At 68.3% G+C, this 22,393-nt stretch carries 23 protein-coding genes; 4 read left to right on the forward strand and 19 right to left on the reverse strand.

Translation table 11 applies throughout. The annotated features are described in order from the left end of the window. Positions 1-35: 35 nt before the first annotated feature. Genes QT382_RS11645 through purE form a run of 3 tightly spaced genes read right to left on the reverse strand, consistent with a single transcriptional unit; the run spans position 36 to position 2,693 of the window. The gene (locus QT382_RS11645) at positions 36-1,013 is read right to left on the reverse strand and encodes an L-threonylcarbamoyladenylate synthase (RefSeq protein ID WP_289254202.1); all 978 of its coding nucleotides are present in this window, start codon (positions 1,011-1,013) and stop codon (positions 36-38) included. A gap of 7 nt (positions 1,014-1,020) precedes the next feature. Further along, positions 1,021-2,193 carry a 5-(carboxyamino)imidazole ribonucleotide synthase gene (locus tag QT382_RS11650; RefSeq protein ID WP_289254203.1) on the reverse strand — a complete coding sequence of 391 codons (1,173 nt, stop codon included), beginning with the start codon at positions 2,191-2,193 and terminating at the stop codon, positions 1,021-1,023. Next, a complete protein-coding gene (gene purE / locus QT382_RS11655; RefSeq protein WP_289254204.1) occupies positions 2,193-2,693 on the reverse strand; it encodes a 5-(carboxyamino)imidazole ribonucleotide mutase in 501 nt (166 codons plus the stop codon). Before purE ends, QT382_RS11650 begins: the two co-directional genes overlap by 1 nt. A gap of 105 nt (positions 2,694-2,798) precedes the next feature. On the opposite strand from purE, the gene QT382_RS11660 reads away from it, so the two are divergent. Beyond that, positions 2,799-3,740 (forward strand): tetratricopeptide repeat protein, encoded by a 942-nt coding sequence (locus QT382_RS11660; protein ID WP_289254205.1) that lies wholly within the window; start codon positions 2,799-2,801, stop codon positions 3,738-3,740. On the opposite strand, the gene QT382_RS11665 is transcribed toward QT382_RS11660, so the two are convergent. The 4 genes from QT382_RS11665 to fba all read right to left on the reverse strand — a co-directional run bounded on the left by QT382_RS11665 (position 3,721) and on the right by fba (position 6,987). Further along, positions 3,721-4,251, reverse strand: a complete 531-nt coding sequence (locus QT382_RS11665) for a hypothetical protein (protein WP_289254206.1) — start codon at positions 4,249-4,251, stop codon at positions 3,721-3,723. The two genes, QT382_RS11660 and QT382_RS11665, sit on opposite strands and share 20 nt — an antisense overlap. 78 nt (positions 4,252-4,329) lie before the next feature. Beyond that, entirely contained in the window at positions 4,330-4,830 is a 501-nt protein-coding gene (locus QT382_RS11670) for a hypothetical protein (RefSeq protein WP_289254207.1), read from the reverse strand. Positions 4,831-4,861: 31 nt separating this feature from the next. Next, on the reverse strand, positions 4,862-5,758 hold the full coding sequence (locus QT382_RS11675) for a phosphoribosylaminoimidazolesuccinocarboxamide synthase (RefSeq protein WP_289254208.1): 897 nt from the start codon (positions 5,756-5,758) through the stop codon (positions 4,862-4,864). Positions 5,759-5,922: 164 nt separating this feature from the next. Next, a complete protein-coding gene (gene fba / locus QT382_RS11680) occupies positions 5,923-6,987 on the reverse strand; it encodes a class II fructose-bisphosphate aldolase (protein ID WP_289254209.1) in 1,065 nt (354 codons plus the stop codon). A gap of 172 nt (positions 6,988-7,159) precedes the next feature. On the opposite strand from fba, the gene QT382_RS11685 reads away from it, so the two are divergent. Continuing rightward, entirely contained in the window at positions 7,160-8,182 is a 1,023-nt protein-coding gene (locus tag QT382_RS11685; protein WP_289254210.1) for an ATP-binding protein, read from the forward strand. A 7-nt stretch (positions 8,183-8,189) separates the two neighbouring features. Here QT382_RS11685 and QT382_RS11690 read toward each other — a convergent pair whose 3' ends face one another. The 12 genes from QT382_RS11690 to def form a co-directional block, all read right to left on the reverse strand. After that, the gene (locus QT382_RS11690) at positions 8,190-8,963 is read right to left on the reverse strand and encodes a substrate-binding periplasmic protein (RefSeq protein ID WP_289254211.1); all 774 of its coding nucleotides are present in this window, start codon (positions 8,961-8,963) and stop codon (positions 8,190-8,192) included. A 19-nt stretch (positions 8,964-8,982) separates the two neighbouring features. Next, a complete protein-coding gene (locus tag QT382_RS11695; protein ID WP_289254212.1) occupies positions 8,983-9,711 on the reverse strand; it encodes a substrate-binding periplasmic protein in 729 nt (242 codons plus the stop codon). Between the two features lie 17 nt (positions 9,712-9,728). Continuing rightward, positions 9,729-11,159: a pyruvate kinase gene (gene pyk / locus QT382_RS11700; RefSeq protein ID WP_289254213.1), complete on the reverse strand. Its 1,431-nt coding sequence runs from the start codon at positions 11,157-11,159 to the stop codon at positions 9,729-9,731. Between the two features lie 91 nt (positions 11,160-11,250). Beyond that, positions 11,251-13,548, reverse strand: coding sequence for an NADP-dependent malic enzyme (locus tag QT382_RS11705; protein WP_289254214.1), 2,298 nt, complete (start codon positions 13,546-13,548; stop codon positions 11,251-11,253). 164 nt (positions 13,549-13,712) lie between these two features. After that, the gene (locus QT382_RS11710; protein WP_289254215.1) at positions 13,713-14,906 is read right to left on the reverse strand and encodes a phosphoglycerate kinase; all 1,194 of its coding nucleotides are present in this window, start codon (positions 14,904-14,906) and stop codon (positions 13,713-13,715) included. Between the two features lie 70 nt (positions 14,907-14,976). Beyond that, positions 14,977-15,306: an AzlD domain-containing protein gene (locus QT382_RS11715; RefSeq protein ID WP_289254216.1), complete on the reverse strand. Its 330-nt coding sequence runs from the start codon at positions 15,304-15,306 to the stop codon at positions 14,977-14,979. After that, positions 15,303-16,034 (reverse strand): AzlC family ABC transporter permease, encoded by a 732-nt coding sequence (locus tag QT382_RS11720; protein ID WP_289254217.1) that lies wholly within the window; start codon positions 16,032-16,034, stop codon positions 15,303-15,305. The genes QT382_RS11715 and QT382_RS11720 overlap by 4 nt, the downstream gene beginning before the upstream one ends. Before the next feature lie 66 nt (positions 16,035-16,100). Continuing rightward, positions 16,101-16,862, reverse strand: a complete 762-nt coding sequence (locus QT382_RS11725; protein WP_289254218.1) for a head GIN domain-containing protein — start codon at positions 16,860-16,862, stop codon at positions 16,101-16,103. Positions 16,863-17,022: 160 nt separating this feature from the next. Beyond that, on the reverse strand, positions 17,023-17,421 hold the full coding sequence (locus QT382_RS11730; RefSeq protein ID WP_289254219.1) for a hypothetical protein: 399 nt from the start codon (positions 17,419-17,421) through the stop codon (positions 17,023-17,025). 31 nt (positions 17,422-17,452) lie between these two features. Next, positions 17,453-18,298, reverse strand: coding sequence for a zinc metalloprotease HtpX (gene htpX / locus QT382_RS11735; RefSeq protein ID WP_289254220.1), 846 nt, complete (start codon positions 18,296-18,298; stop codon positions 17,453-17,455). 66 nt (positions 18,299-18,364) lie between these two features. Then, on the reverse strand, positions 18,365-19,321 hold the full coding sequence (gene fmt / locus QT382_RS11740; protein ID WP_289254725.1) for a methionyl-tRNA formyltransferase: 957 nt from the start codon (positions 19,319-19,321) through the stop codon (positions 18,365-18,367). 11 nt (positions 19,322-19,332) lie between these two features. Then, positions 19,333-19,857 carry a peptide deformylase gene (gene def, locus QT382_RS11745; RefSeq protein WP_289254221.1) on the reverse strand — a complete coding sequence of 175 codons (525 nt, stop codon included), beginning with the start codon at positions 19,855-19,857 and terminating at the stop codon, positions 19,333-19,335. 203 nt (positions 19,858-20,060) lie between these two features. On the opposite strand from def, the gene QT382_RS11750 reads away from it, so the two are divergent. Together QT382_RS11750 and dprA are read left to right on the forward strand one after the other, a co-directional pair. Then, a complete protein-coding gene (locus QT382_RS11750; RefSeq protein ID WP_289254222.1) occupies positions 20,061-21,233 on the forward strand; it encodes a LysM peptidoglycan-binding domain-containing protein in 1,173 nt (390 codons plus the stop codon). A gap of 22 nt (positions 21,234-21,255) precedes the next feature. Then, positions 21,256-22,365, forward strand: a complete 1,110-nt coding sequence (gene dprA / locus QT382_RS11755) for a DNA-processing protein DprA (protein ID WP_289254223.1) — start codon at positions 21,256-21,258, stop codon at positions 22,363-22,365. Positions 22,366-22,393 lie beyond the last annotated feature (28 nt).

Below are 22,393 nucleotides of genomic sequence, written 5' to 3' on the forward strand. Positions count from 1 at the left end.
TCCATCCATTCCCAGAGCCGAATTGCCTCGCGGCCTCAGCCTTCAAAAGCCGCCGCCGCGCGCGACAGCCTGTCCCTGACACCGTCCCAGGCACGCTCGGACGGTGGTACTTCAATCCAGATTTCGCTGGCGCCGGCGGCGTCCAGCTCACGCAGCACGGCAAACAGCTGCCGCGCCGCCTCACGCGCCTCGTCCGGCATCCGCCGCATCAGCGGACCGTCGGCCAGCCGCGCGGTGCGTGAATATACAGCCAGCGTCGGCGACCAATGTTTCGCCACCTGTGCCGCCAGGTCATCGCCGGCAAACAGCCGGACCCGCGCCCGCGGGGCGTAGTGGGCAGCCAGCGTCCCCGAGGCTCGGGGCGCCTGGGCGTCGGGCAAGCGCAGCGGCTCCCCGGCCGCCGCTTCGATCTGGGCCGGCGTGAGCACACCGGGCCGCAACAGCACCGGATGGCCACGGCTGCAGTCGACGATGCTGGATTCGATGCCGACCTCGCAGTCGCCCCCGTCCAGCACCAGCAAGCCGGGTTCGAATTCGTCCACCACATGGCGGGCCCGGGTCGGGCTGATGCGGCCGAAGCGGTTGGCACTGGGTGCGGCGACGCCGTGGACCCCCAGCGGGCGCGCCGCTTCCAGCAGGGCGCGGGCGACCGGATGGGCCGGGCAGCGCAGGCCTATGGTGTCCTGCCCGCCGGCCGCAGCTGCGGCCACGCCGGCGCGGCGAGGAGCGATCAGGGTCAGCGGTCCGGGCCAGAAGGCGGCGATCAGGCGCCGCGCCACCGGCGGCAGCTCGGCCGCGAAATGCAGGGCGTCCGCCTCGTCCAACACATGGACGATCAGCGGATGATCGGCCGGCCGGCCCTTGGCCGCGAAGATCTTGGCGACGGCCGTATCGACATCGGCGCGGGCGGCCAGGCCATAGACGGTCTCAGTGGGCATGCCGACCAGGTCGCCGGCGGCCAGCGCCTCGGCGGCGCGGTGCAGCTCGTTTCCGTCCTGACCGTTCAGCAGCATCGCCCGCTCACCATTCGGACGGCAGGCCCAGCAAAGCCGCAGCCTGGCGCGCGCTGGCCGCGGCTTCCGCCGCGCTCGCGCCGATGATGTTCAGGTGGCCCATCTTGCGGCCCTGTCGAGGTTCGGCCTTGCCGTACAGATGCAGATGCGCACCCGGCAGCGCCAGGACCTGGTCCCAGCAGGGGCTGCGCTCGCGGCCCTCGGCATCGAACCACAGGTCACCCAGCAGATTCAGCATCACGACCGGCGAATGCAGGCGCGGCTGGCGCAGCGGCAGGCCGGCCAGGGCCCGCACCTGGGCCTCGAACTGGCTGACGTCACAGGCATCCAGCGTGTAATGGCCCGAGTTGTGGGGACGCGGTGCCATCTCGTTGACCAGCAGGCGGCCATCCTTCAACAGGAAGAACTCGACACACAGCACACCCACATAGCCCAGCTCGGTTGCAATGCGGGCAGCGGCGGTTCGGGCCTCCGCTTGCACCGCTTCGGGCACGCTGGGCGCCGGCACCTCGGTGACGGCCAGGATGCCGTCGCGGTGCAGGTTCTGCTGGACCGGGAACTCGACCACCTGGCCGTCCAGGCCGCGGGCCACGATAACCGACAGCTCCAGGTCCAGGGGCAGCAACTGCTCCAGCACGCAGGGCACGCCCTTCATCGCGGCCCAGGCGGCGGCCAGCTCGGCGCGGTCGCGGACACGGGCCTGGCCCTTGCCGTCGTAGCCCATGCGGGCGGTCTTGAGGATGCCGGGAAGCAGGCTCGCATCGACCGCGGCCAGCTCGGCCTCGCTGCGGATCACGGCGTGCGGCGCGCATGCGACGCCGCTGGCCTTGAAATGAGCCTTCTCGTCGGCCCGGTCCTGGCAGACCGCCACACAGCGGCCGGCCGGCGCCACGCGGCGCTGCTCGGCCAGGGTCGCCAGGGCCTGGGCCGGGACGTTTTCGAATTCGGTGGTGATCGCGTCCGCCGCCGCGGCCAGCTCGGCCAGGCCCTGCGGGTCGAGGTAGCCGGTGCGCACCTGCTGATGGGCCACGGCGCCGGCCGGGCTGTCGGCATCGGCGTCGAGCACCACGGCGCGGTAGCCCAGGCTCTGGGCGGCCTGGACGAACATGCGGCCCAGCTGGCCTCCTCCCATCACGCCCAGCGTGGCTTCGCCGGGCATCAGGACCTTGTCGATTGCCATCAGATCAGGTCCTTGCTCATGGCCTCGGCGTGCTGGGTCTGGCGCTGGCGGTAGGCCGCCAACTGCTCGCGCAGCTTCTCGTCATGGGCGGCCAGCATGGCCACGGCAAACAGGGCGGCGTTGCCGGCGCCGGCCGTGCCGATGGCGAAAGTGGCCACCGGAATGCCCTTGGGCATCTGGACTATGGAATGCAGGGAATCGACGCCCTGCAGATGGCGGCTGGCCACCGGCACGCCCAGCACCGGCACCGGCGTCTTGGCGGCCAGCATGCCCGGCAGATGGGCGGCGCCGCCAGCCCCGGCGATGATGGCCCTGAGACCCCGCTGCCCAGCGGCTTCGGCATAGCGGAACATCTCGTCCGGCATGCGGTGGGCCGACACGACCTTGGCCTCGAAGGGCACGCCGAACTCGGAGAGAATGTCGGCCGCGTGCTTCATGGTCTCCCAGTCACTGCTGGAGCCCATCACCACGCCGACCAAGGGGGAGGCGCTTTGCTGCATAGGCTGCACGGCTCGCTCAATGGAGGGGCTGGAAAGCCTTGAATTGTAGGGGGGCGCTGCCAATTGACCGCTTGGCGCCCCCGTCACCCGCCCACAAGCCAAGCCATGATCGATATCACGCTGGAAAATTTCGAAGCCGAGCTGCTCGCCGCCTCCATGCAGCAGCCGGTGCTGCTGGACATCTGGGCGCCGTGGTGCGGCCCCTGCAAGTCGCTGGGACCCATCCTGGAAAAGCTGGAAGTCGCCTACGCCGGCCGCTTCAAGCTGGCCAAGCTCAACAGTGACGAGCAGCCCGAGATTGCCGGCCAGCTAAGCCAGGCCTTCGGTGTGCGCTCCATCCCCTTCTGCGTGATGTTCGCCGGTGGCCAGCCGGTGGACGGCTTCGTCGGCGCGATCCCCGAAGGCCAGATCCGCGAGTTCCTGGACAAGCATGTGCCACCGGAGGGCGAGGCCGACGAGGCTGAAGAAGCCATCGATGCATTACCGCCGGCCGACGAGGGCGAGGACCCGGTCGCCCGCCTGGTCCAGCAGCTGCAGGCCAGGCCGGAGGACGAGGCCCTGCGTTTCGACCTGGTCCGTGCCCTGCTGGAACAGGACCGCGTGGCCGAGGCCCGAGCCACCTTCACGCCGGTTGCCGCCAAGGCCGCCGACACCATCACCCCGCATGCCCGCTTCGCCGCCCTGGGCCATTGGCTGGCCGCCGCCGAGGCCCATCCGATTGCCTCCGATGCGCAGGCCGCCATCGCCGCCAACAAGCGCGATTTCGAGGCCCGCTTCGCGCTGGCGCAATCGCGTTTCGCCGAGCGCCGCTTCACCGACGCGATGGATGAGCTGCTGGAAATCATCATGCGCGACAAGGCCTGGAACGGCGAGCTGGCGCGCAAGACCTATGTGGCCATCCTGGAGCTGCTGACCAAGCCCCAGCCAAAGGCTCAGGCCGCGAGCGAGTCCAAGGGCACGCTGGAGATCGCCGGCAAGGCCGCCGTGACCGGCAGCGACCCGCTGATCGACCAGTACCGCCGCAAGCTCAGCATGGCGCTGTTCTGAGGTCGGCCGCTTCCAGCGCCAGGGTCCAGTCCCGCTGCTGGGCAGCAAACTTGGCCCATTCGCTGGCCGCGGCGGCGCTGTGGCTGGCCGCCTTGTCCGCCTCGCCAAGCGCTGCGTAGACCTGGGCCAGCCGGCTGTGGGTGGCCGCGCGGTCATCCACCTCGCAGGCCGGGTCCAGCTCGATCTCGGCTTCACGGGCCTGCTGCCGCGCATGCTCAGGCTGGCCGCAATTGAGCCGGCACCAGGCCAGGTCGGCCAGCAGGCTGCTGCCCAGCCGCGCCAGGCCGTTGGACATGGCCACCGGCAGGTGTTCCTCGAACAGTCGCCGGGCGGTCTCGTAGTCGCCTTGCAGCATCAGTGCCTGGCCCCGCAGGATGAAGGTCAACGATTCCATCGCCGAGCCACCGACCACGGCGTCGAAGTTGCGCACCGAATCGGCGCCCAGCAGCAGCTCGGGTTGGCGCCCGCCCTGGCCCGACAGCGCGGCTTGGCGGGCTTCGGCGGTCTGCATCTCGGCGCGGTTGTAGATCAGGGCCGACAGGGTGGCATCGTCGCCTTCGGCCGTGGCATGGCGGCGGGCCAGGGTGTACTAAGGGGCCGCTCGCTCGGACTGCCCCGAATGGTGGTGGGCCAAGGCCAGCACCATCGCCAGACGCGAGCGGGCCGCATGCTGATCGGGCCCCGCGAGCGCCTGCGCGAGTCGGGCATGCTCGATCAGGGCCGGCAGGTCATGGCGGGCATAGGCCAGGTGGCTGAGCCAGGCATGGCTGAGCGCCTCGACCTCACGCAAGCCGGCACTGCGGGCAATGGCCAGCGCCCGCTGGATGCGCTCGCGACCGGCCCCGCTGAAGTCGGTGAAATAGCTCATCAGGCCCTCGGCCAGATGCAGCCAGGCGCCAATGGACGGATGCGGGGTCTGGAAGGCCAGTTGGTGCAGCGTGGTGAGCTGGTCGCGCGCCTCGCTGGTCTGGCCATGGCGGGTCAGCGCGATGGCGCGCTGCGCCATCAGGCAGCCGCCCTGGACCGGATTCGCCGCCTGGGCAATCTGCTGATCCAGCCTGCGGATCAGCCTGGACAGGTTGTTCTGCATGAGCCCTCCCCGAACGGCCCAGCGCCAGACTTCAGCGTGTCAGTCGTTCCAATGCCTCGCGGTACTTGGCCGCGGTTTGTGCGATCACTTCGGCCGGCAACTGCGGCGCCGGTGCCACCTTGCCCCAGGGCTTGCCATCCACCTGGGCCTGCTCGAGCCAGTCGCGCAGGTACTGCTTGTCATACGAGGGCGGGTTGCTGCCCACCGCATAGCTTTCGGCCGGCCAGTAGCGCGAGGAGTCGGGCGTCAGCACCTCGTCCATCAGCGTCAGCCGTCCCTGCTCGTCCAGGCCGAATTCGAACTTGGTGTCGGCAATGATGATGCCCTTGGTCAGCGCGTAGTCGGCGGCCCGCTGGTAGAGCGCGATCGACACGCGGCGCACTTCCTCGGCCAGCTCGCGGCCGATGATGGCCACGCAGCGCTCGAAGTCGATGTTCTCGTCGTGGTCGCCCATTTCGGCCTTGGTGGCCGGCGTGAAGATGGGTTCGGGCAGCTTAGAGGCGTTCTGCAGACCGGCCGGCAAAGCCACGCCGCAGACCTGGCCGTTGTGCTGGTACTCGGCCCAGCCGCTGCCGGCCAGGTAGCCCCGCACCACGGCCTCGATCGGCACGGGCTTGAGGCGCTTGACCAGCATGGTGCGGCCGCGCACCTGCTCGCGCTCGTCCTCGGCCACCACCGAGAGCGGATCGTCGCCGGTCAGGTGGTTGGGCACGATGCCGTCCAGCTGCTTGAACCAGAACAGCGCCATCTCGGTCAGCAGGGCGCCCTTGCCCGGAATCGGCTCGCCCATGATCACGTCGTAGGCCGAAATCCGGTCGCTGGCGATCATCAGGATGCGGTCGTTGCCGACCGCATAGTTCTCGCGGACCTTGCCGCGGCCGAGCAGCGGCAGGGAATGGATCTTGGATTCGAGCAGGGCAGCAGTCATGGAAGCATCCGTAGGCAGGCGGCGATTTTAGTGGGACCCGGGCAGGCAAAAAAACGGCCCGCCGGCTGACCAACAGCCGACGGGCCCATGCGTTCCAGAGCTTTGATGAAAGCCGACGCTTGTGGAGTTGCCTCGTTCCTGATTGCCAGGGAATTCCTTGTTGCTTACTGGACCAGCTGGGCCAGCTCGCCGCGTGCATAGGCGGCAGCGATGTCCGTCAGGCTGCGGCCCTGGATCTTGCCGGCCTGGCCTTCGCAGCCGAATTCCATGTAGCGCTGCTTGCAGACCTGCTTGGCCGCCTCGCGCGCCGGCTTCAGCCATTCGCGGGCGTCGAACTTGTCCGGGTTCTCGAACAGGAACTTGCGCACCGCGCCGGTCATGGCCAGGCGAATGTCGGTGTCGATGTTGATCTTGCGCACGCCATGCTTGATGGCTTCCTGGATTTCCTCGACCGGCACGCCGAAGGTTTCCTTCATCTTGCCGCCGTACTGGTTGATGATGGCCAGCAGCTCCTGCGGCACGCTGGACGAACCGTGCATCACCAGGTGGGTGTTGGGAATGCGCTTGTGGATTTCCTTGACGCGGCTGATCGCCAGGATGTCACCCGTGGGCTTGCGCGAGAACTTGTAGGCGCCATGGCTGGTGCCGATGGCGATGGCCAGCGCATCCAGCTGCGTGGCCTTGACGAAGGTGGCAGCCTCTTCCGGGTCGGTCAGCATCTGGCTGTGGTCCAGCTTGCCGACAGCGCCTATGCCGTCTTCCTCACCGGCGTCGCCGGTTTCCAGGTTGCCCAGGCAGCCCAGCTCGCCCTCGACCGTCACGCCGACCTTGTGGGCCATCTCGACCACGCGGCGGGTCACGTCCACGTTGTATTCGAAGGAGGCCGGCGTCTTGCCGTCGTCCATCAGCGAGCCGTCCATCATCACCGAGCCGAAGCCCAGGTTGATCGCGCCTTCGCAGACCTTGGGGCTGGTGCCATGGTCCTGGTGCATCACCAGCGGGATGTGGGGATAGGCCTCGACGGCGGCCTGGATCAGGTGCTTGATGAAGCTCTCGCCAGCGTATTTGCGGGCGCCGGCCGAGGCCTGGAGGATCACCGGCGCATTGACCTCGTCGGCGGCGGCCATCACGGCCTGGACCTGCTCGAGGTTGTTGACGTTGAAGGCCGGAATGCCGTAGCCCTGTTCGGCTGCATGGTCCAGCAGCTGGCGCATTGACACGAGTGGCATGAGAAGTCCCCGGGAAGTTGCTAAGAATCTTCAGGGCGCAGCATTGCATGTAACCGCGCCGTAACTGGCCAGGATTCTAGCCGGGCGGTCATCGCCCGACCTCCCCTCGCCCCCGGGATCTGGGCAAGCTCGCTTGCGCCGCACCCGGGGCGCCAGTAGGCTTCAAGCCTTCATGACCGTCCGCCTCTCCCTCGACCAGATGACGCTGTGGATCACCGCGGCGGCGCGCGAGCATTCACTGGACCTGGCCGACCATGTGGCCGAGAAGACCGGCGCCAGTCGCCGTTCGGCCCAGTCGGCGCTACGGCGCCTGGCCGAGGCCAACTGGCTGGTGCGCGGCGGCTCGCGCAACCGGCCGGTCTGGGCGCCCGGCGCCCTGCGCCAGGTGGCGCGCAGCTACACGCTGTACGGCCTGCAGGAAGACCTGCCCTGGCAGCGCGACTTCGCCCCGCATTTCGCCCTGCCCAAGCATGTGGAGCAGATGGTGCGCCATGCCTTCACCGAACTGGTCAACAACGCGGCCGACCACAGCGGCGGCAGCAGCGTCACCGTCTCGCTGCGCCAGACGCCCACCCATGCCCAGTTGCTGGTCTCTGACGATGGCTGCGGCGTGTTCGACAAGATCTGCACCACCTTCGACATTCCCGATGCCCAGCACGCGATGCTGGAGCTCAGCAAGGGCCGCTTGACCAGCCAGCCCGAGCAGCACACCGGCCGCGGCCTGTTCTTCAGCTCGCAGCTGGCCGATGTGTTCGACATCCATGCCAACGGCACGGCCTTCCAGCGCCGCGCCTGGGAATCCACCGGCTGGACCAAGGGCCGGCCGCTGCCGCGCCAGGGCAGCTCGATCTACATGGCGATCTCGCTGGAGACCACGCGCACGCTGGACCAGGTGATGGAAGCCTGGAGCCTGGCCGGCGACGGCATCGAATTCGACCGCACCAAGGTCAGCCTGCGCCTGCTGGCCGGCGAAGGCCAGGCACTCGATTCGCGCGCCCAGGCCCGCCGCGTGGTGGCGCGCCTGCCCACCTTCCGCAAGGTAGAGATCGATTTCGGCGGCGTTGGCGAGGTCGGCCACGGCTTCGTCGACGAGCTGTTTCGTGTGTTCGCCCGGGCTCATCCGGAGGTGGAGCTGGTGGCCGTGGGTGCCACGCCGCGCATCCAGGCCCTGGTGGAGAGCGCGCGACGCGGCTGATCGCTGCTCACAGCTCCGAGTCGACCAGGGCACGGATGGCCACACGCTGGCGCTTCACGGCCTGGTCTATCCGCGGCAGCAAGGCCTCCAGCGGCGAGCCATGACCCACTCCGAAATGCACCGGCTCGACGGCCAGCGGTACCGGCAGCACGGCAATGGCCGCGCCCAGGCCGGACAGCTGGCGGGCACGGCGCTCTATCAGCCAGGGATCGGGGCTGCGGTGCGAACCCAGCGTCATGTCGCAGCGACCGGCGATCAGCATGCGCAGCCGGGCACCGAGATCGCCGTCGACATACTCGACCCTCACCTGCTTGCCCTTGATCGCGTCGAAGCGCCCACCGTAGCTGGTGCCGCGTGAAATGCAGACGGTGCGGTCGCGCAGGTCGTCGAGGCTGCGGAAATCCAGAGCCTGATCGCGCCTGATCAGCATCCAGACATGGTTGTCGAACACCGGCTGGCTGAACGCATAGAGCTTTTCGCGCTCGGTCGTGCGGGCCATGCCGAAGGCCAGCGACTGGCCGCGCTCGGCCAGCGCCAACACGCGCGCCCAGGGCGCGGACTGCAGCTGCCAGCTGATGCCGGCCGACTCGCCAATCAGCTTGAGCAGGGGTTCGACAAAGGGTCGCGAACTGTTCTCGCCAATGGCCACCGGCACAGGCTGCGGTGCCCAGGCCCGCGCGGAACCGAGGCTTGCCGCCGCAAGGCAGGCCAGCAGCTTGCGGCGGCGCTCGTCGGGGTGACGGGCAGCCGGAGATGGGGGCTCATCGGCTTGCGCGGGCATGAGCCAGGATAGCGCCAGCTCAGCTGTCTTCGTCGAGCAGCGCCTGGATGGCCGCACGCTGTGTGCGCAGGCCGGTATTGACGCGAGCCATCGCGGCAGCCAGCGGGGCTTCGCGGGCCACCGCGAAATGAATGCTTTCACTGGACAGGGGCGTGGGCAGCACCTCGACCTGGGGCAGGAAGTTGGCGCCCTCGGCCAGGCGGCGCTCGAAGCCGGCCCGGCTGCTGCGATGCGAGCCCGGCACCAGGTCGCAACGGCCGCCGAGCATCATGCGCACCCGGCTGCGCAGGTCACCGTCCACCTGCTCGACCTGGAACAGCTGGCCGCGCGCGGCATCGAAGGCGTCGCCATAGCTGGTGCCCCGCCGCACGCAAATGCGTCGGCCTCGCAGGTCTTCGAGCCTGGCAAAGCTCAGCCGCTGGTCACGCCTTGCCACCAGCCAGACGTTGTTGGTGTAGACCGTTTCCGAGAACTCGAACACCGCCTCGCGATGGCTGTTGCGGGCCACGCCGAAAGCGATGGCCTGGCCCAGCTCCGCCAGCTGCAGCGCCCGCGCCCAGGGCACGACCTGGACCTGCCATTCGAAGCCACCGCCCTCGGCCACCAACTTCAGCAGTTTCTGCACGAACTCGGGCGTCAGGCTGGGTGCCACGGCCACTGGCAGCGGACGCTGGGGCTCGGCCGCTCCAGCCGCGGCCGCCACCGGGGCCAGGGCGGCAATCAAGGCCTGGCGGCGTCGCATCGACATGGCAGGCCCTAGCCGGCTTACTCGACCCGGCAGACCTTCAGCATATTCGTGCCGCCCGGGTAGCCCATGGGTTCGCCGCAGGTGATCGCATAGGTGTCACCCGGCATCAGCACGCCCTTGTCCACCAGGATCTTCTCGGCCGCGGCCAGGGCCACGTCCCGGTCGTCGAAGCTCGGCATGATCAGAGGGCGCACATTGCGGTACAGGCACATCTTGCGCTGGCTGACCTGCTTGGTGGTCAGCGCAAAGATCGGCACCTGGATGCGATGGCGGCTCATCCACAGCGCGGTCGAACCGGACTCGGTCAGCGCGAGGATGGCCTTGCAGCCCAGGTGGTAGGCGGTGAACAGCGCGCCCATGGCGATGGACTGGTCGATGCGGCCGAACTGGCGGCCGGCGAAGTCGGTGTCCAGGCTGACGAACTCGGCGCGCTCGGCTTCCAGCGCGATCGCCGCCATCTGCTCGATGGTCTCGACCGGGTACTTGCCGGCGGCCGTCTCGGCGCTGAGCATCACGGCGTCGGTGCCGTCCAGCACGGCATTGGCCACGTCGGACACCTCGGCACGCGTCGGCACCGGGTTGACGATCATGGACTCCATCATCTGGGTCGCGGTGATCGCCACCTTGTCCAGCTCACGGGCCATCTTGATCATGCGCTTCTGCAGCGCCGGCACGGCGGCATTGCCGACTTCAACGGCCAGGTCGCCGCGGGCCACCATGATGCCGTCGCTGGCCTTCAGGATGGACTCGAGGTGCGGGATGGCTTCGTAGCGCTCGATCTTGGCGATCATGGCCGGCTTGTGGCGATAGGGCTCGCCGGCCACGTTGGCCAGCTGGCGCGCCATCTCCATGTCGGTGGCGTTCTTGGGGAAGCTCACCGCCAGGTATTCGCACTGGAAGGACATCGCGGTCTTGATGTCTTCCATGTCCTTGCCGGTCAGGGCCGGTGCCGTGAGGCCGCCGCCCTGCTTGTTGATGCCCTTGTTGTTGGACAGCTCGCCGCCGACCTTGACGATGGTGTGCACCGCCGCGCCCCGCACCGACTCCACGGTCAGCACCAGCAGGCCGTCGTTCAGCAAGAGCGTGTCGCCCGGCTTCACGTCGCGCGGCAGCTCCTTGTAGTCCAGGCCCACGGCCTGCTCATTGCCCAGCTCGGTGCGGTCGGCATCGAGGATGAAGGGCGTGCCGTTGACCAGCTCGATCTTGCCGTTTTCGAACTTGCCGACGCGGATCTTGGGGCCCTGCAGGTCGGCCATGATGGCCACTTCCTTGCCGGCCGCGGCGGCCGCCTCGCGCACCAGGCGGGCGCGGTCGATATGGTCCTGGGCCTTGCCGTGCGAGAAGTTCAAGCGCACCACGTCGACGCCGGCCCGGATCATGCGCTCCAGGATCTCGGGAGAAGACGACGCCGGCCCCAACGTGGCGACGATCTTGGTGGCTCGGGTCATGGGCTTGTCTCTCTGAAATTTAGTTACAGCGGCCGATTATGGGCCGCTGAATGCCCGCTGTGGCAGTTCCATCGAGTTACGAAATGACGGTTCAACTCTTGTTCGCACGCACGTCGGCAACGGCCAGCGCCGTCATGTTGACGATACGTCGCACGGTGGCCGAAGGCGTCAGGATGTGGACCGGTGCGGCCGCGCCCAGCAGGATGGGGCCCACGGTCACGCCGTTGCCCGAGCTGATCTTCAAGACATTGAAGAGGATGTTGGCCGAGTCCAGCGTGGGCAGGACCAGCAGATTGGCCGAGCCACTGAGCTTGCTGTCCGGCAGGAAGGCGCTGCGCACGCTTTCGGACAGGGCCGCGTCGCCATGCATCTCGCCATCGCATTCGATCTCGGGCCGGGCGGCCGCGAACAGCTCATGGGCCTTGCGCATCTTGACCGCCGACGGCCGCTTGCTGGAGCCGAACATCGAATGCGAGACGAAGGCCAGCTTGGGCGGCAGGCCGAAGCGCGCCACCTCGTCGGCTGCCATCGCGGCGATCTCGGCCAGCTGCTCGGCGTCCGGGCTGTCGTTGACGAAGGTGTCGGTCAGGAAAAGCGTCTGCTTCTCCAGCATCACCGCGTTCATGGTGGCGAAGCAGTGGGCGTCCTCGCGCAGGCCTATCAGGTCCTGCACATGCTCCAGGTGGGAGTCGAAGCGACCGACCATGCCGCAGATCATGGCGTCGGCATCGCCCAGCTTGATAGCCAGTGCGCCAATCGTCGTGTTGGAGCGGCGCACGGCCGCCTTGGCCATCTCGGGCGTGAAGCCACGCCGGCCCATGGCGCGGTGGTAGGCCTCCCAGTACCGGCGGAAGCGGCTGTCGTTCTCGGGGTCGATCACGGCCACGTCCTCGCCCAGCTTCAGGCGCAGGCCGGCGCGCTGGATGCGCATCTCAATGACCTCGGGACGGCCGATCAGCGTGGGCTTGCACAAGCCTTCGTCCAGCGACACCTGCACAGCGCGCAGCACCCGTTCGTCCTCGCCTTCGGCATAGATCACGCGGGCCGGATGAGCCTTGGCAGCGGCGAACACCGGGCGCATGAACATGCCGGTCTGGTAGACGAAGCGCTCCAGCGACTGGCGGTAGGCCTCCAGGTCGGCGATGGGCCGCGTGGCCACGCCCGACTCGGCGGCGGCCCTGGCCACGGCCGGCGCGATGCGCAGGATCAGGCGGGCATCGAAGGGCTTGGGGATCAGGTAGTCGGGGCCGAAGGCCAGCTCCTGGCCGGCATAGGCTGCCGCCACCTCGTCACTGGTCTCGGCCTTGGCCAGGGCGGCGATCTCGCGCACGCAGGCCAGCTTCATCTCTTCAGTGATCTTGGTCGCGCCGCAGTCCAGCGCGCCGCGGAAGATGTAGGGGAAGCACAGGACGTTGTTGACCTGGTTCGGGTAGTCCGAACGGCCGGTGGCGATGATGCAGTCCGGCCGCACGGCCTTGGCCAGCTCGGGGCGGATCTCGGGCTCGGGGTTGGCCAGCGCCAGGATGATGGGCTGCGGGCCCATCGCCTTAACCATCTCGGCGGTCAGCACGCCGGCGGCCGAGCAGCCGAGGAAGACGTCGGCACCCTGCACCACATCGGCCAGCGTCTTGGCGTCCGTGACCTGGCAGTAGCGCTGCTTGCTCTCATCGAGCTTGTCGCCGCGACCCTCGCGTATCACGCCCTTGGAGTCGACGACGAAGATGTGCTCGCGCTTGACGCCCAGGCCCACCATCACGTCCAGGCATGCAATGGCCGCAGCGCCGGCGCCCGAGGCCACGAGCTTGACCTTGGCGATGTCCTTGCCCACCAGCTCCAGGCCGTTCAGCAAGGCGGCGGCGCTGATGATGGCCGTGCCGTGCTGGTCGTCGTGGAAGACCGGGATGTTCATCCGCTCCTTCAGCTTCTTCTCGATGTAGAAGCATTCGGGCGCCTTGATGTCCTCAAGGTTCACGCCACCGAGCGTGGGCTCCATGGCCGCGATGATCTCGACCAGCTTGTCCGGGTCGCGCTCGGCCAGCTCGATGTCGAACACGTCGATGCCGGCGAACTTCTTGAACAAGCAGCCCTTGCCTTCCATCACCGGCTTGGCGGCCAGCGGGCCGATGTCGCCCAGGCCCAGCACGGCCGTGCCGTTGGTGATCACGCCGACCAGGTTGCCGCGCGAGGTGAAGTCGGCGGCGAGGGCCGGGTCTTTCTCGATGTCGAGGCAGGGGTACGCGACGCCGGGCGAATAGGCCAGCGACAGGTCGCGCTGGTTGGACAAGGCCTTGGTCGGCGTGACGGCGATCTTGCCGCGCGTCGGGCTGCGGTGGTATTCGAGCGCAGCTTCACGCAAGGCGGCCTCGGCCGGCGACAAGGGCTGGGTCATGGGTTTGTCTCCTGCAGGACTTCTTTTCGAGGGCCGCACAGGTTAGCGCCGAACCCTCCAGAGTCCAATGCCGGGCCTTTTGGCTCCCATGCAAGAAACGCAAGAAGGCTTCACCAAAACAAAAGGGACCCTTGCCGGGTCCCTTGGTCTTGGAGCGAAAGCTATCAGCCCGCTGCGCGCTTGCTCAGGATCTCGAACGCCGGCAGGGTCTTGCCCTCCAGCACCTCGAGGAAGGCGCCGCCGCCGGTGGAGATGTAGCCCACGTCCTTGTCGATGCCGTACTTGGCGATGGCCGCCAGCGTGTCGCCACCACCGGCAATGCTGAAGGCGCTGGAAGCGGCAATCGCACGGGCGATGGTCTCGGTGCCCTGGGCGAAAGCGTCGAACTCGAACACGCCGACCGGGCCGTTCCAGACAATGGTGCCGGCCGCCTTCAGCTGCTCGGCCAGCAAGGCCGCGGTCTTGGGGCCGATGTCCAGAATCAGGTCGTCCTCGGCCACCTCGGTGGCGGCCTTGACCGTGGCTTCGGCATCAGCCGCAAAGCGCTTGGCGCAGACCACGTCGACGGGGATGGGCACGGCGGCGCCGCGCGCCTTCATGCCTTCGATCACGGCCTTGGCCTCGCCGACCAGGTCGGGCTCGGCCAGCGACTTGCCGATGGACAGGCCGGCGGCCAGCATGAAGGTGTTGGCAATGCCGCCACCGACGATCAGGCCGTCGACCTTGTCGGACAGGGCCTTGAGGATGGTCAGCTTGGTCGAGACCTTGGAGCCGGCCACGATGGCGACCAGCGGGCGCTTCGGTTGGGCCAGGGCCTTGCTGATAGCGTCGATCTCGGCGGCCAGCAGCGGGCCGGCACAGGCGATCTTGGCGAACTGGGCGATGCCGTAGGTCGTGCCCTCGGCGCGGTGGGCGGTGCCGAAGGCGTCGTTGACGTAGATGTCGCACAGCGCGGCCATCTTCTTCGCCAGCTCTTCGCTGTTCTTCTTCTCGCCCTTGTTGACGCGGCAGTTCTCCAGCATCACGAGCTGGCCAGCGGCCACTTCAACGCCATCCACCCAGTTGGCCACGAGCTTGATCTCGCGACCCATCAATTCACCCATGCGCTGGGCGATGGGCGCCAGCGAATCCTCGGGCTTGAACTCGCCCTCGGTGGGACGGCCCAGGTGCGAGGTCACCATCACGGCGGCGCCAGCCTTCAGCGCCAGCTCAATGGCCGGGATGGAAGCGCGGATGCGGGTGTCCTCGGTGATGCGGCCGGCATCGTCCTGGGGGACGTTGAGGTCGGCACGGATGAAGACACGCTGGCCGGCGACTTTGCCGGCAGCAACCAGATCGGAGAAACGCAGGACGTTCATGGAAGGACTCTTGGAGAAAGCGGAAGCCTAAAAACCGGGCCGAAGCTTACCAAGCGGCCGTTTCGTGCGATTACCAGCCGAGGCCCAGGCGCAGCGCCAGCATCACGGCCGTGCCGCAGACGATGGTGCCCAGGATGCCGCGCCGCCAGAAGAAGTAGGCGGTGGCGACCACGGTGGCGTAGATGCGGGCGTCCTGCCAGGTGGAGATCAGTTGGCCCTGGGTCAGCACGATCTCGGGCACGATGACCGCCGCCAGCGCCGCGAGCGGCGCGTAGCGCAGACCGTCTTTGAGCCAGGGTGGCATCGGCCATTCGCGGTCCGAGATCAGGAAGAAGCCGCGGGTGATCAGGGTGATCACGGCCATGCCCAGGATGGCGACGGCGGTCCAGCCTGCGCTCATGAACCCACCCTCTTGGGCACCGGCATCCAGCGCTCCAGCAACAGCCCGGCTGCCACGGCCGCCGCAATCGCCACCACGATGTTGAGTCGCAGCGGAAGGGCATAGGCTGCCACGGCCGCGCAGCCGGCCACGCCGGCCGAGACCCAGGAGTTGCGGTCGGACAGCAGCGAGTAGCTCAGGCCCAGCAGGGCCAGCACGCCGGCAAAGCCCAGGCCCCAATGGGTGGGCACACTGTCGGCCAGCAGGATGCCGACGATGGCCGGCAGCTGCCACGAAGGCCAGTTCAGCGCCACACCGCCCCAGAAGTAGCGGATCTGCTCATCGCTGGCCGGCCCCGGCTCGGGGAAGCGCTTCATGAAGGCCACGTAGTTCAGGTCGGCGGCGAAATAGGCCATGCGCAGCCGCTGCGCCCGCGGCAGCTTGCCGAAGTACTCGCGCCACTGGGCGCTGAAGATCAGGAAGCGCAGATTGACGCAGAAGGCCGTGGCCCAAAGCACCCACAGCGGCGCGCCGCTGGCGATCAGCGGCAGTGAGGCCAGCTGGGAACTGCCGGCGAAAACCGTGAGGCTCATCAGGAGAGAGAGCGGCACGCCCAGGCCGCTCTTGACCATGGCCACGCCGGTCACCAGGCCCCAGGCCGAGATGCCCAGCGTGATGCCCGCCATGTCGCGCGCACCCTCGACGAAGGCGGGGTGGCGCCAGGCCGGCGCCGCAGTAGAAAAGCCCATGCGACGCATTGTCGTATGGGCTTCTTTCTGCCCGCTTTCACACGGGCATCGTGGCGTTAGGCCTGTTTAAGGGTTCATCTTGCGGACCTTGCCGCTGCCGGCCACCGAGCTGCTGATCTCGGGCGAGCCGACGTAGCTGACGTCGCCGCTGCCGGCGATGGACACGTTCAGCTTCTTCTGCGCATTGACGCGGGCGTCACCGCTGCCGGCAATGCTGACCTTGACCTCGTCGGCGACCAGCTCGGCGACCTTGACGTCACCGGAGCCGGCGATGGACACGCTCATCATGCCGGTGCGGCCCTTGGCGACCACGTCACCGCTGCCCGAGACGCTGAGGCTCAGCTTCTCGCTGGTCAGGTCCTCGAAGCGCACGTCGCCGGAGCCGGAGATGCCGGCCTCGAGCGCGCCGGTCTTCATCGCCTCGACCTTGACCAGGCCGGAGCCGGCGATGCGGATCGAACGCAGCTGGGCCATGGTCAGGCTCAGCTCGGGCGTGGTGGTGGACGAGAAGCTGACGCCCTTCTTGGGGCCCACTTCCAGCACGCGGCCCTTGCCGCTCTCGACCACACGGGTCTCAAGGTAGGGCAGCAGGTTCTTGTCGGCCTTGATCTCGACCTTGTGCGAGTCGGCCTGGCGGATCTGGACCTTGAAGCCGCCGACCAGGGCGATGCCGTCGAAGGCACCGACATCGCGGTTCTCGGTGCTGATCTCGCCCGAGCCCTTGATGCGCTCGGTGCCCCAGTTCCAGTCGAAGGCGCGGGCGGCAGTGGAGGCGGTGATGGCAGCGCCGGCAAGGGCGGCGACGGCAAACAGTTGACGACGGTTCATGGTGCGGTCTCCTGGGGTGGTGTTGAGATGGCTCGCATCATCTCGACGCCGCCGGGTCGCTGCGAGCGCCTGACGACCAAGTGCAGGACTCAGGGCCTGAAGTGCAAAAACGCCAAGGCGGCCCTACGGCCGCCCTGCAACAGATGGCGTCGAGCAGGCGTCAGCGCGACTTGGCCTTGGCGTCCTTGCTGTCCTTGCCGTCCTTGCCCTCCTTGCCGGAGCCCTTGCTGTCGGCCTCCTGGGAGGCACCCGGCTCGGGCGGCGGCAGGGCCTTGCCATCCGGCCCGCGCGGCACCACCGGGGTCACGCCCTCCAGCTTGTTCTCGCGCATGTACTCGTCCATTTCCTTCCAGCCGGCGAACACCGCCGCCTTCTGGGCCTTGGGATTGAGCAGGTAGCAGTCCTCGATGGCACGCGAGGCATGGCGGCAGGCGCTGCCCACGGCCTTGCCCTCGGCCTCCTTGGCGGCAGCGATCTTGGCCGGGTCCTCGATGCCCAGCTGCTCGCAGCCGGCCGACAGCAGGGTCAGGGCCAGCAGGGGAAAAATGGCGCGCTTCATCGTGGAACTATCGACCGAATCGCGGGCCACTTTAGCGGCGCACCATGGCCTTCAGGCGCTCGATCCGCTCCTCGGTCGAGGGATGGGTGCTGAACAGGCCGGCCAGGCCGCTGCCCGAAAGCGGATTCATGATCATCATCTGGGCCGTTTCCGGATGGGCCTCGGCCGGCCCCAGCGGAATACCTTGGGCATAGCGGTGGATCTTGTCCAGCGCCGAGGCCAGGGCCGCCGGGTCGCCCGAGATCTCGGCACCGCCACGGTCGGCCTCGAACTCGCGGGCCCTACTGATCGCCATCTGTATCAGGCTGGCGGCAATGGGGGCCAGGATGGCGACCAGGATGCCGACCAGCGGATTGGCCGGACGCCCCTCCTCGTCACGGCCGCCAAAGATCATCGCGAAATTGGCCAGCATCGAGATCGCGCCCGCCATGGTGGCGCTGACTGTGCTGATCAGGATGTCGCGGTGCTTCACATGGGCCAGCTCATGAGCCATCACGCCGCGCAGCTCGCGGGCCGACAGCACGCGCAGGATGCCGGTGGTGGCGGCCACGGCCGCATGCTCCGGGTTGCGGCCGGTGGCGAAGGCATTGGGCGCGTCCTCGTCGATCAGATAGACCCGCGGCATGGGCAGCTCGGCCTTCTGGGCCAGCTCGCGCACCATGGCGTAGAACTGCGGCGCCGAGCTCTCGTCCACCTCGCGGGCGTTGTACATCTTCAGCACCATGGAGTCTGAGAACCAGTAGCTGAAGAAGTTCATGCCCAGGGCCAGCAGCAGGGCCAGCATCATGCCGGCGCGGCCGCCTATCAGGGCACCGATCGCCATGAACAGCGCCGTGATGGCGGCCATCAGCACGGCGGTCTTCATCAGATTGAACATGGTGGTCTCAGGCTCCAGGAGCGAAAGAGTGGCTGTCGGATCCAGATGATGGCCCCGCGGCCGAAATCAAGCCAGGACGAAGCGCTCGCCGGTGGCGATGGGCCGGGCCTGCAGGAAGGCCGCCGCCGGACCGCGCTTGCCGCCGGCGCGCTGCAGCTCGGTCAGCCGCAAGGCCTGGCTGCCGCAGGCGACAACCGGGCCGCGCGCGTCGACGGCCAGCACAAGGCCGGGCTCGCCCGCCGCATCGGCCACCCGCTCGGCCCGCCAGACCTTGAGCGTCTCGTCGCCCAACTGGGCCTGGCCGCCCGGGAAGGGGTCGAAGGCGCGCAGCCGCCGCTCGATCTGCTCCGCGCCCTGCTTCCAGTCGATCAGGCTCTCGGCCTTCTCGATCTTGTGCGCATAGCAGACACCTTCTTCGGGCTGCTGGACTGGATGGAAGCCACCGCACGCCGCCAGCTCCAGGCCCTCGACGATCAGGCGCCCGCCCAGCCGGGCCAGCTTGTCGTGCAGCGAGGCGGTTGTGTCGTCGGCGGCAATGGCCAGCCTCTCGATCAGCAGCATGTCGCCGGTGTCCAGGCCCGCGTCCATCTGCATGATGGTGATGCCGGTCTCGGTATCGCCGGCTTCGATGGCGCGGTGGATGGGCGCCGCGCCGCGCCAGCGCGGCAGCAGGGAGCCGTGGATGTTCAGGCAGCCCAGGCGCGGCAGGTCCAGCACCCATTGCGGCAGGATCAGGCCGTAGGCGGCGACGACCAGCAGGTCGAGCTTCGCGGCCACCAGGGCCTGGCGGCCCAGTTCGGCTTCGTCGGGGAACTTGCCGTCCAGCCGCAGGCTGCGCGGCTGGGCAACGGGAATCTGGTGCTGAAGCGCCAGTTGCTTGACGCTGGAGGCCTGCAGCTTCATGCCGCGGCCGGCAGGCCGGTCGGGCTGGGTCAGCACCAGCGGGACCTCGAATCCGGCCTTCAGCAGTGCCTGCAGCGCGACAGCCGCAAATTCCGGCGTGCCGGCAAAGCCGACGCGCAGTCCGGTTCCGCTCATCGGCGCGCGCGCGACTGCTGGTCCTCGCGCGCCTTCTTGACCAGCTTGGTCTTGATGCGGTCCCGCTTCATCGGGCTCAGGTATTCGACGAAGACCTTGCCCATCAGGTGGTCCATCTCATGCTGGACGCAGACCGCCAGCAGGCCCTCGGCCTCGAACTCCCAGGGCTGGCCCTCGCGGTTCAGCGAGCGCACCTTGATCCTGGAATGGCGGGGCACCTTGTCATAGATCGTGGGGACGGACAGGCAGCCCTCCTCGCCCTCGACCCAGTCCTCGCTGAAGCTCACCAGCTCCGGGTTGATCAGCACGCGAGGCTCGTTGCGCTCGGTCGAGGTGTCGATCACGACCACCCGCTCATGTACATCGACCTGGGTTGCGGCAAGACCCACGCCCTCGGCGGCATACATGGTCTCGAGCATGTCGTCGACCAGGGTGCGGATGCGCTCGTCCACCTCGGCCACTGGCTTGGCAACGGTATGCAGTCGGGGATCCGGGTATTTCAGGATGTTCAGCTGGGCCATGGAGGGAAGGCTTGTGGACAGCGCACAACGCCTGTTTGTAAGTGCTTGCAAGGGCGGCAGTGCCCGGGTTTGTTTCATTGCGACGGCCCGCCCTTTGAGGGCAGAATCGCCGCAGTCCGGCGCGATTTTCGCCGATATAAGAACAAGCCGCAGCCTAGCCGCTGCTAGTCCTTGCAATCCGCCCAGCCTGGAGAGAGTTCTCGATGCCTTCTTGCGTGAACCCGCTGAAGCTCAGTCTGCTGGCCGCCAGCCTGGTGCTGGTCACCCTCCCCGCCGCGGCCCAGGGGCAGTACCCGATCACCGACGCCCAGCGCCAGACGGCCGACAAGGTCGCTCAGGCCGGTGTGCCGCTGTCCGAGCTGGCCCCCGATGCACCCGAGTCGCACACGGTGAAGACCGGCGACACGCTCTGGGACATTTCCAAGATCTTCCTCAAGAGCCCCTGGCGCTGGCCGGAACTCTGGGGCATGAATCGCGAGCAGATCGCCAACCCGCATCTGATCTATCCTGGCCAGGTCCTGTACCTGGTCAAGAAAGACGGCCGTGCCACGCTGCAGATGGCCCAGCCTGTTGGCAACGCCGGCATGCAAGGCCTGCCGTCGGCCAAGCTCTCGCCCCAGGTCCGCGGCAGCCGGCTGGAAGACGCGGCCATCCAGCCCATCCCCCAGCACCTGATCGAGCCTTTCCTGAACGAGGCCGTGGTCTTCGACACCGACGCGATCAACACGGCGCCGCGCATAGTCGCCGCGCCCGAAGGCCGCGTCATGGCCACGCGGGGCGACCTGGCCTACGCCCGGGGCGCCACGCTCAAGGAAGCGCGCGACTGGCGTGTGTTCCGCCAGGCCAAGCCGCTGCGCGATCCGACCAGTGGCGAGGTGTTGGGCTTTGAAGCCGCCTATGTGGGGTCGGCCGAGCTGACCCGCCTGGCCGACGAAGTGAAGACGCCCGATGGCAAGACCGAGCCGACGGCCTCGACGCTGACCATCCGCGCGGTGCGCCAGGAAATCGGTGTCGGCGACCGCCTGTCGCCGGTGCCGCAGCGCGAATTCGTCCGCTACGTGCCGCATGCGCCGGCGAGCGCCATGAAGGGACAGATCATCGCCATCTATGGCGACGCCCTGACTGGCGGTCAGAACCAGATCGTGTCGCTGAATCGCGGCCGCCGCGACGGCATGGAGCGCGGCCATGTGCTGGGCCTGCTGCAGGACGGCCGCCGCATCACCGACGCCACCGGTGAGCGCCGCGAGGAAGTCAAGCTGCCGGACGAGCGCATTGGCACGCTGTTCGTGTTCCAGGTCTATGAGCGCGTCAGCTATGCGCTGATCGTTTCGGCCCAGCAGCCGGTGCGCGGCGGTGATCGCTTCTCGCAGCCCTGAACGGGCCTGACGGGACGCCGCCATGGACCGTCCCGAGCTGGCCGCCTGGTTGCGCCTGCTCGAGACACCCGGCCTGGGCCTGGCCGGATGTCGGCGCCTGCTGGCGGCTCTGGGCCCTCCCGAAGCCGTCTTCGCCGCCGAGCCCGCCGCCCTGAAGGCCTTGGCCGGCCCCAAGCTGATGGAAGCCCTGTCCCGGCCACCGGAGAATCTGCCGGCCCTGCTGGAACGCACCGAGCGCTGGCTGGCCGCCGATCCGTGCCACCAGTTGCTGGTCCTGGGCGACCCGGACTACCCCGAGCCCCTGTTCCAGACCGCCGACCCGCCCCTGCTGCTTTACCTGAGCGGCCGCCGTGAGCTGCTCAAGGCCGAATGCGTGGCCGTGATCGGCAGCCGCTCACCCACACCGCAGGGCCGCGACAACGCGGCCAGCTTCTCGGCTGCCCTGAGTCGCGCCGGCTTCTGCATAGTCTCGGGCCTGGCCCTGGGCATAGACGGCGTGGCCCACGAAGCCACACTGCAGGCCGGCGGAAGCACCGTCGCCGTGCTGGGCACCGGGCTGGACCTGCTCTATCCCGAACGCCATGCGGCGCTGGGCCGGCGCATCGAGGAGCAAGGCCTCTTGATCAGCGAATACGCGTTGGGCACGCCGCCGCTGCCGGCCAATTTCCCGCGCCGCAACCGAATCATTGCGGGACTGAGCCGCGGCTGCCTGGTGGTCGAGGCCGCCCTGCGCTCCGGCTCGCTGATCACCGCCCGGCTGGCCTCGGAGGCCGGCCGCGAGGTGTTCGCCATTCCCGGCTCCATCCGCTCGCCGCTGGCCCGCGGCTGCCACGAGCTGATACGCCAGGGGGCGGCCCTGGTCGAGGAGCCCGAGGAGATGCTGGAGGTACTGAGACCAGCTTACCCGCGGCCCAAGCCAGTCGAGGCGGCGCCCGAGCCCACGCCGGGGCCGGACGGCGAGGCCGGCCTGGTGCTGGAAGCCATGGGCCATGACCCGGTCGGCCTGGACGCCTTGATCGCCCGCGGCGGCTGGCCGGCCGCCCAGCTCAGCGCCCTGCTGCTGGAGCTGGAGCTGGAAGGCCATGTGGCCCGGCTGCCAGGTCAGCTTTTCCAGCGCCGCGCACGCGGCTGAAGAACGGGATTTCGACAGGCTATTTGCG

The organism is Pelomonas sp. SE-A7 (assembly GCF_030345705.1).
Taxonomy (GTDB): domain Bacteria; phylum Pseudomonadota; class Gammaproteobacteria; order Burkholderiales; family Burkholderiaceae_C; genus JAUASW01.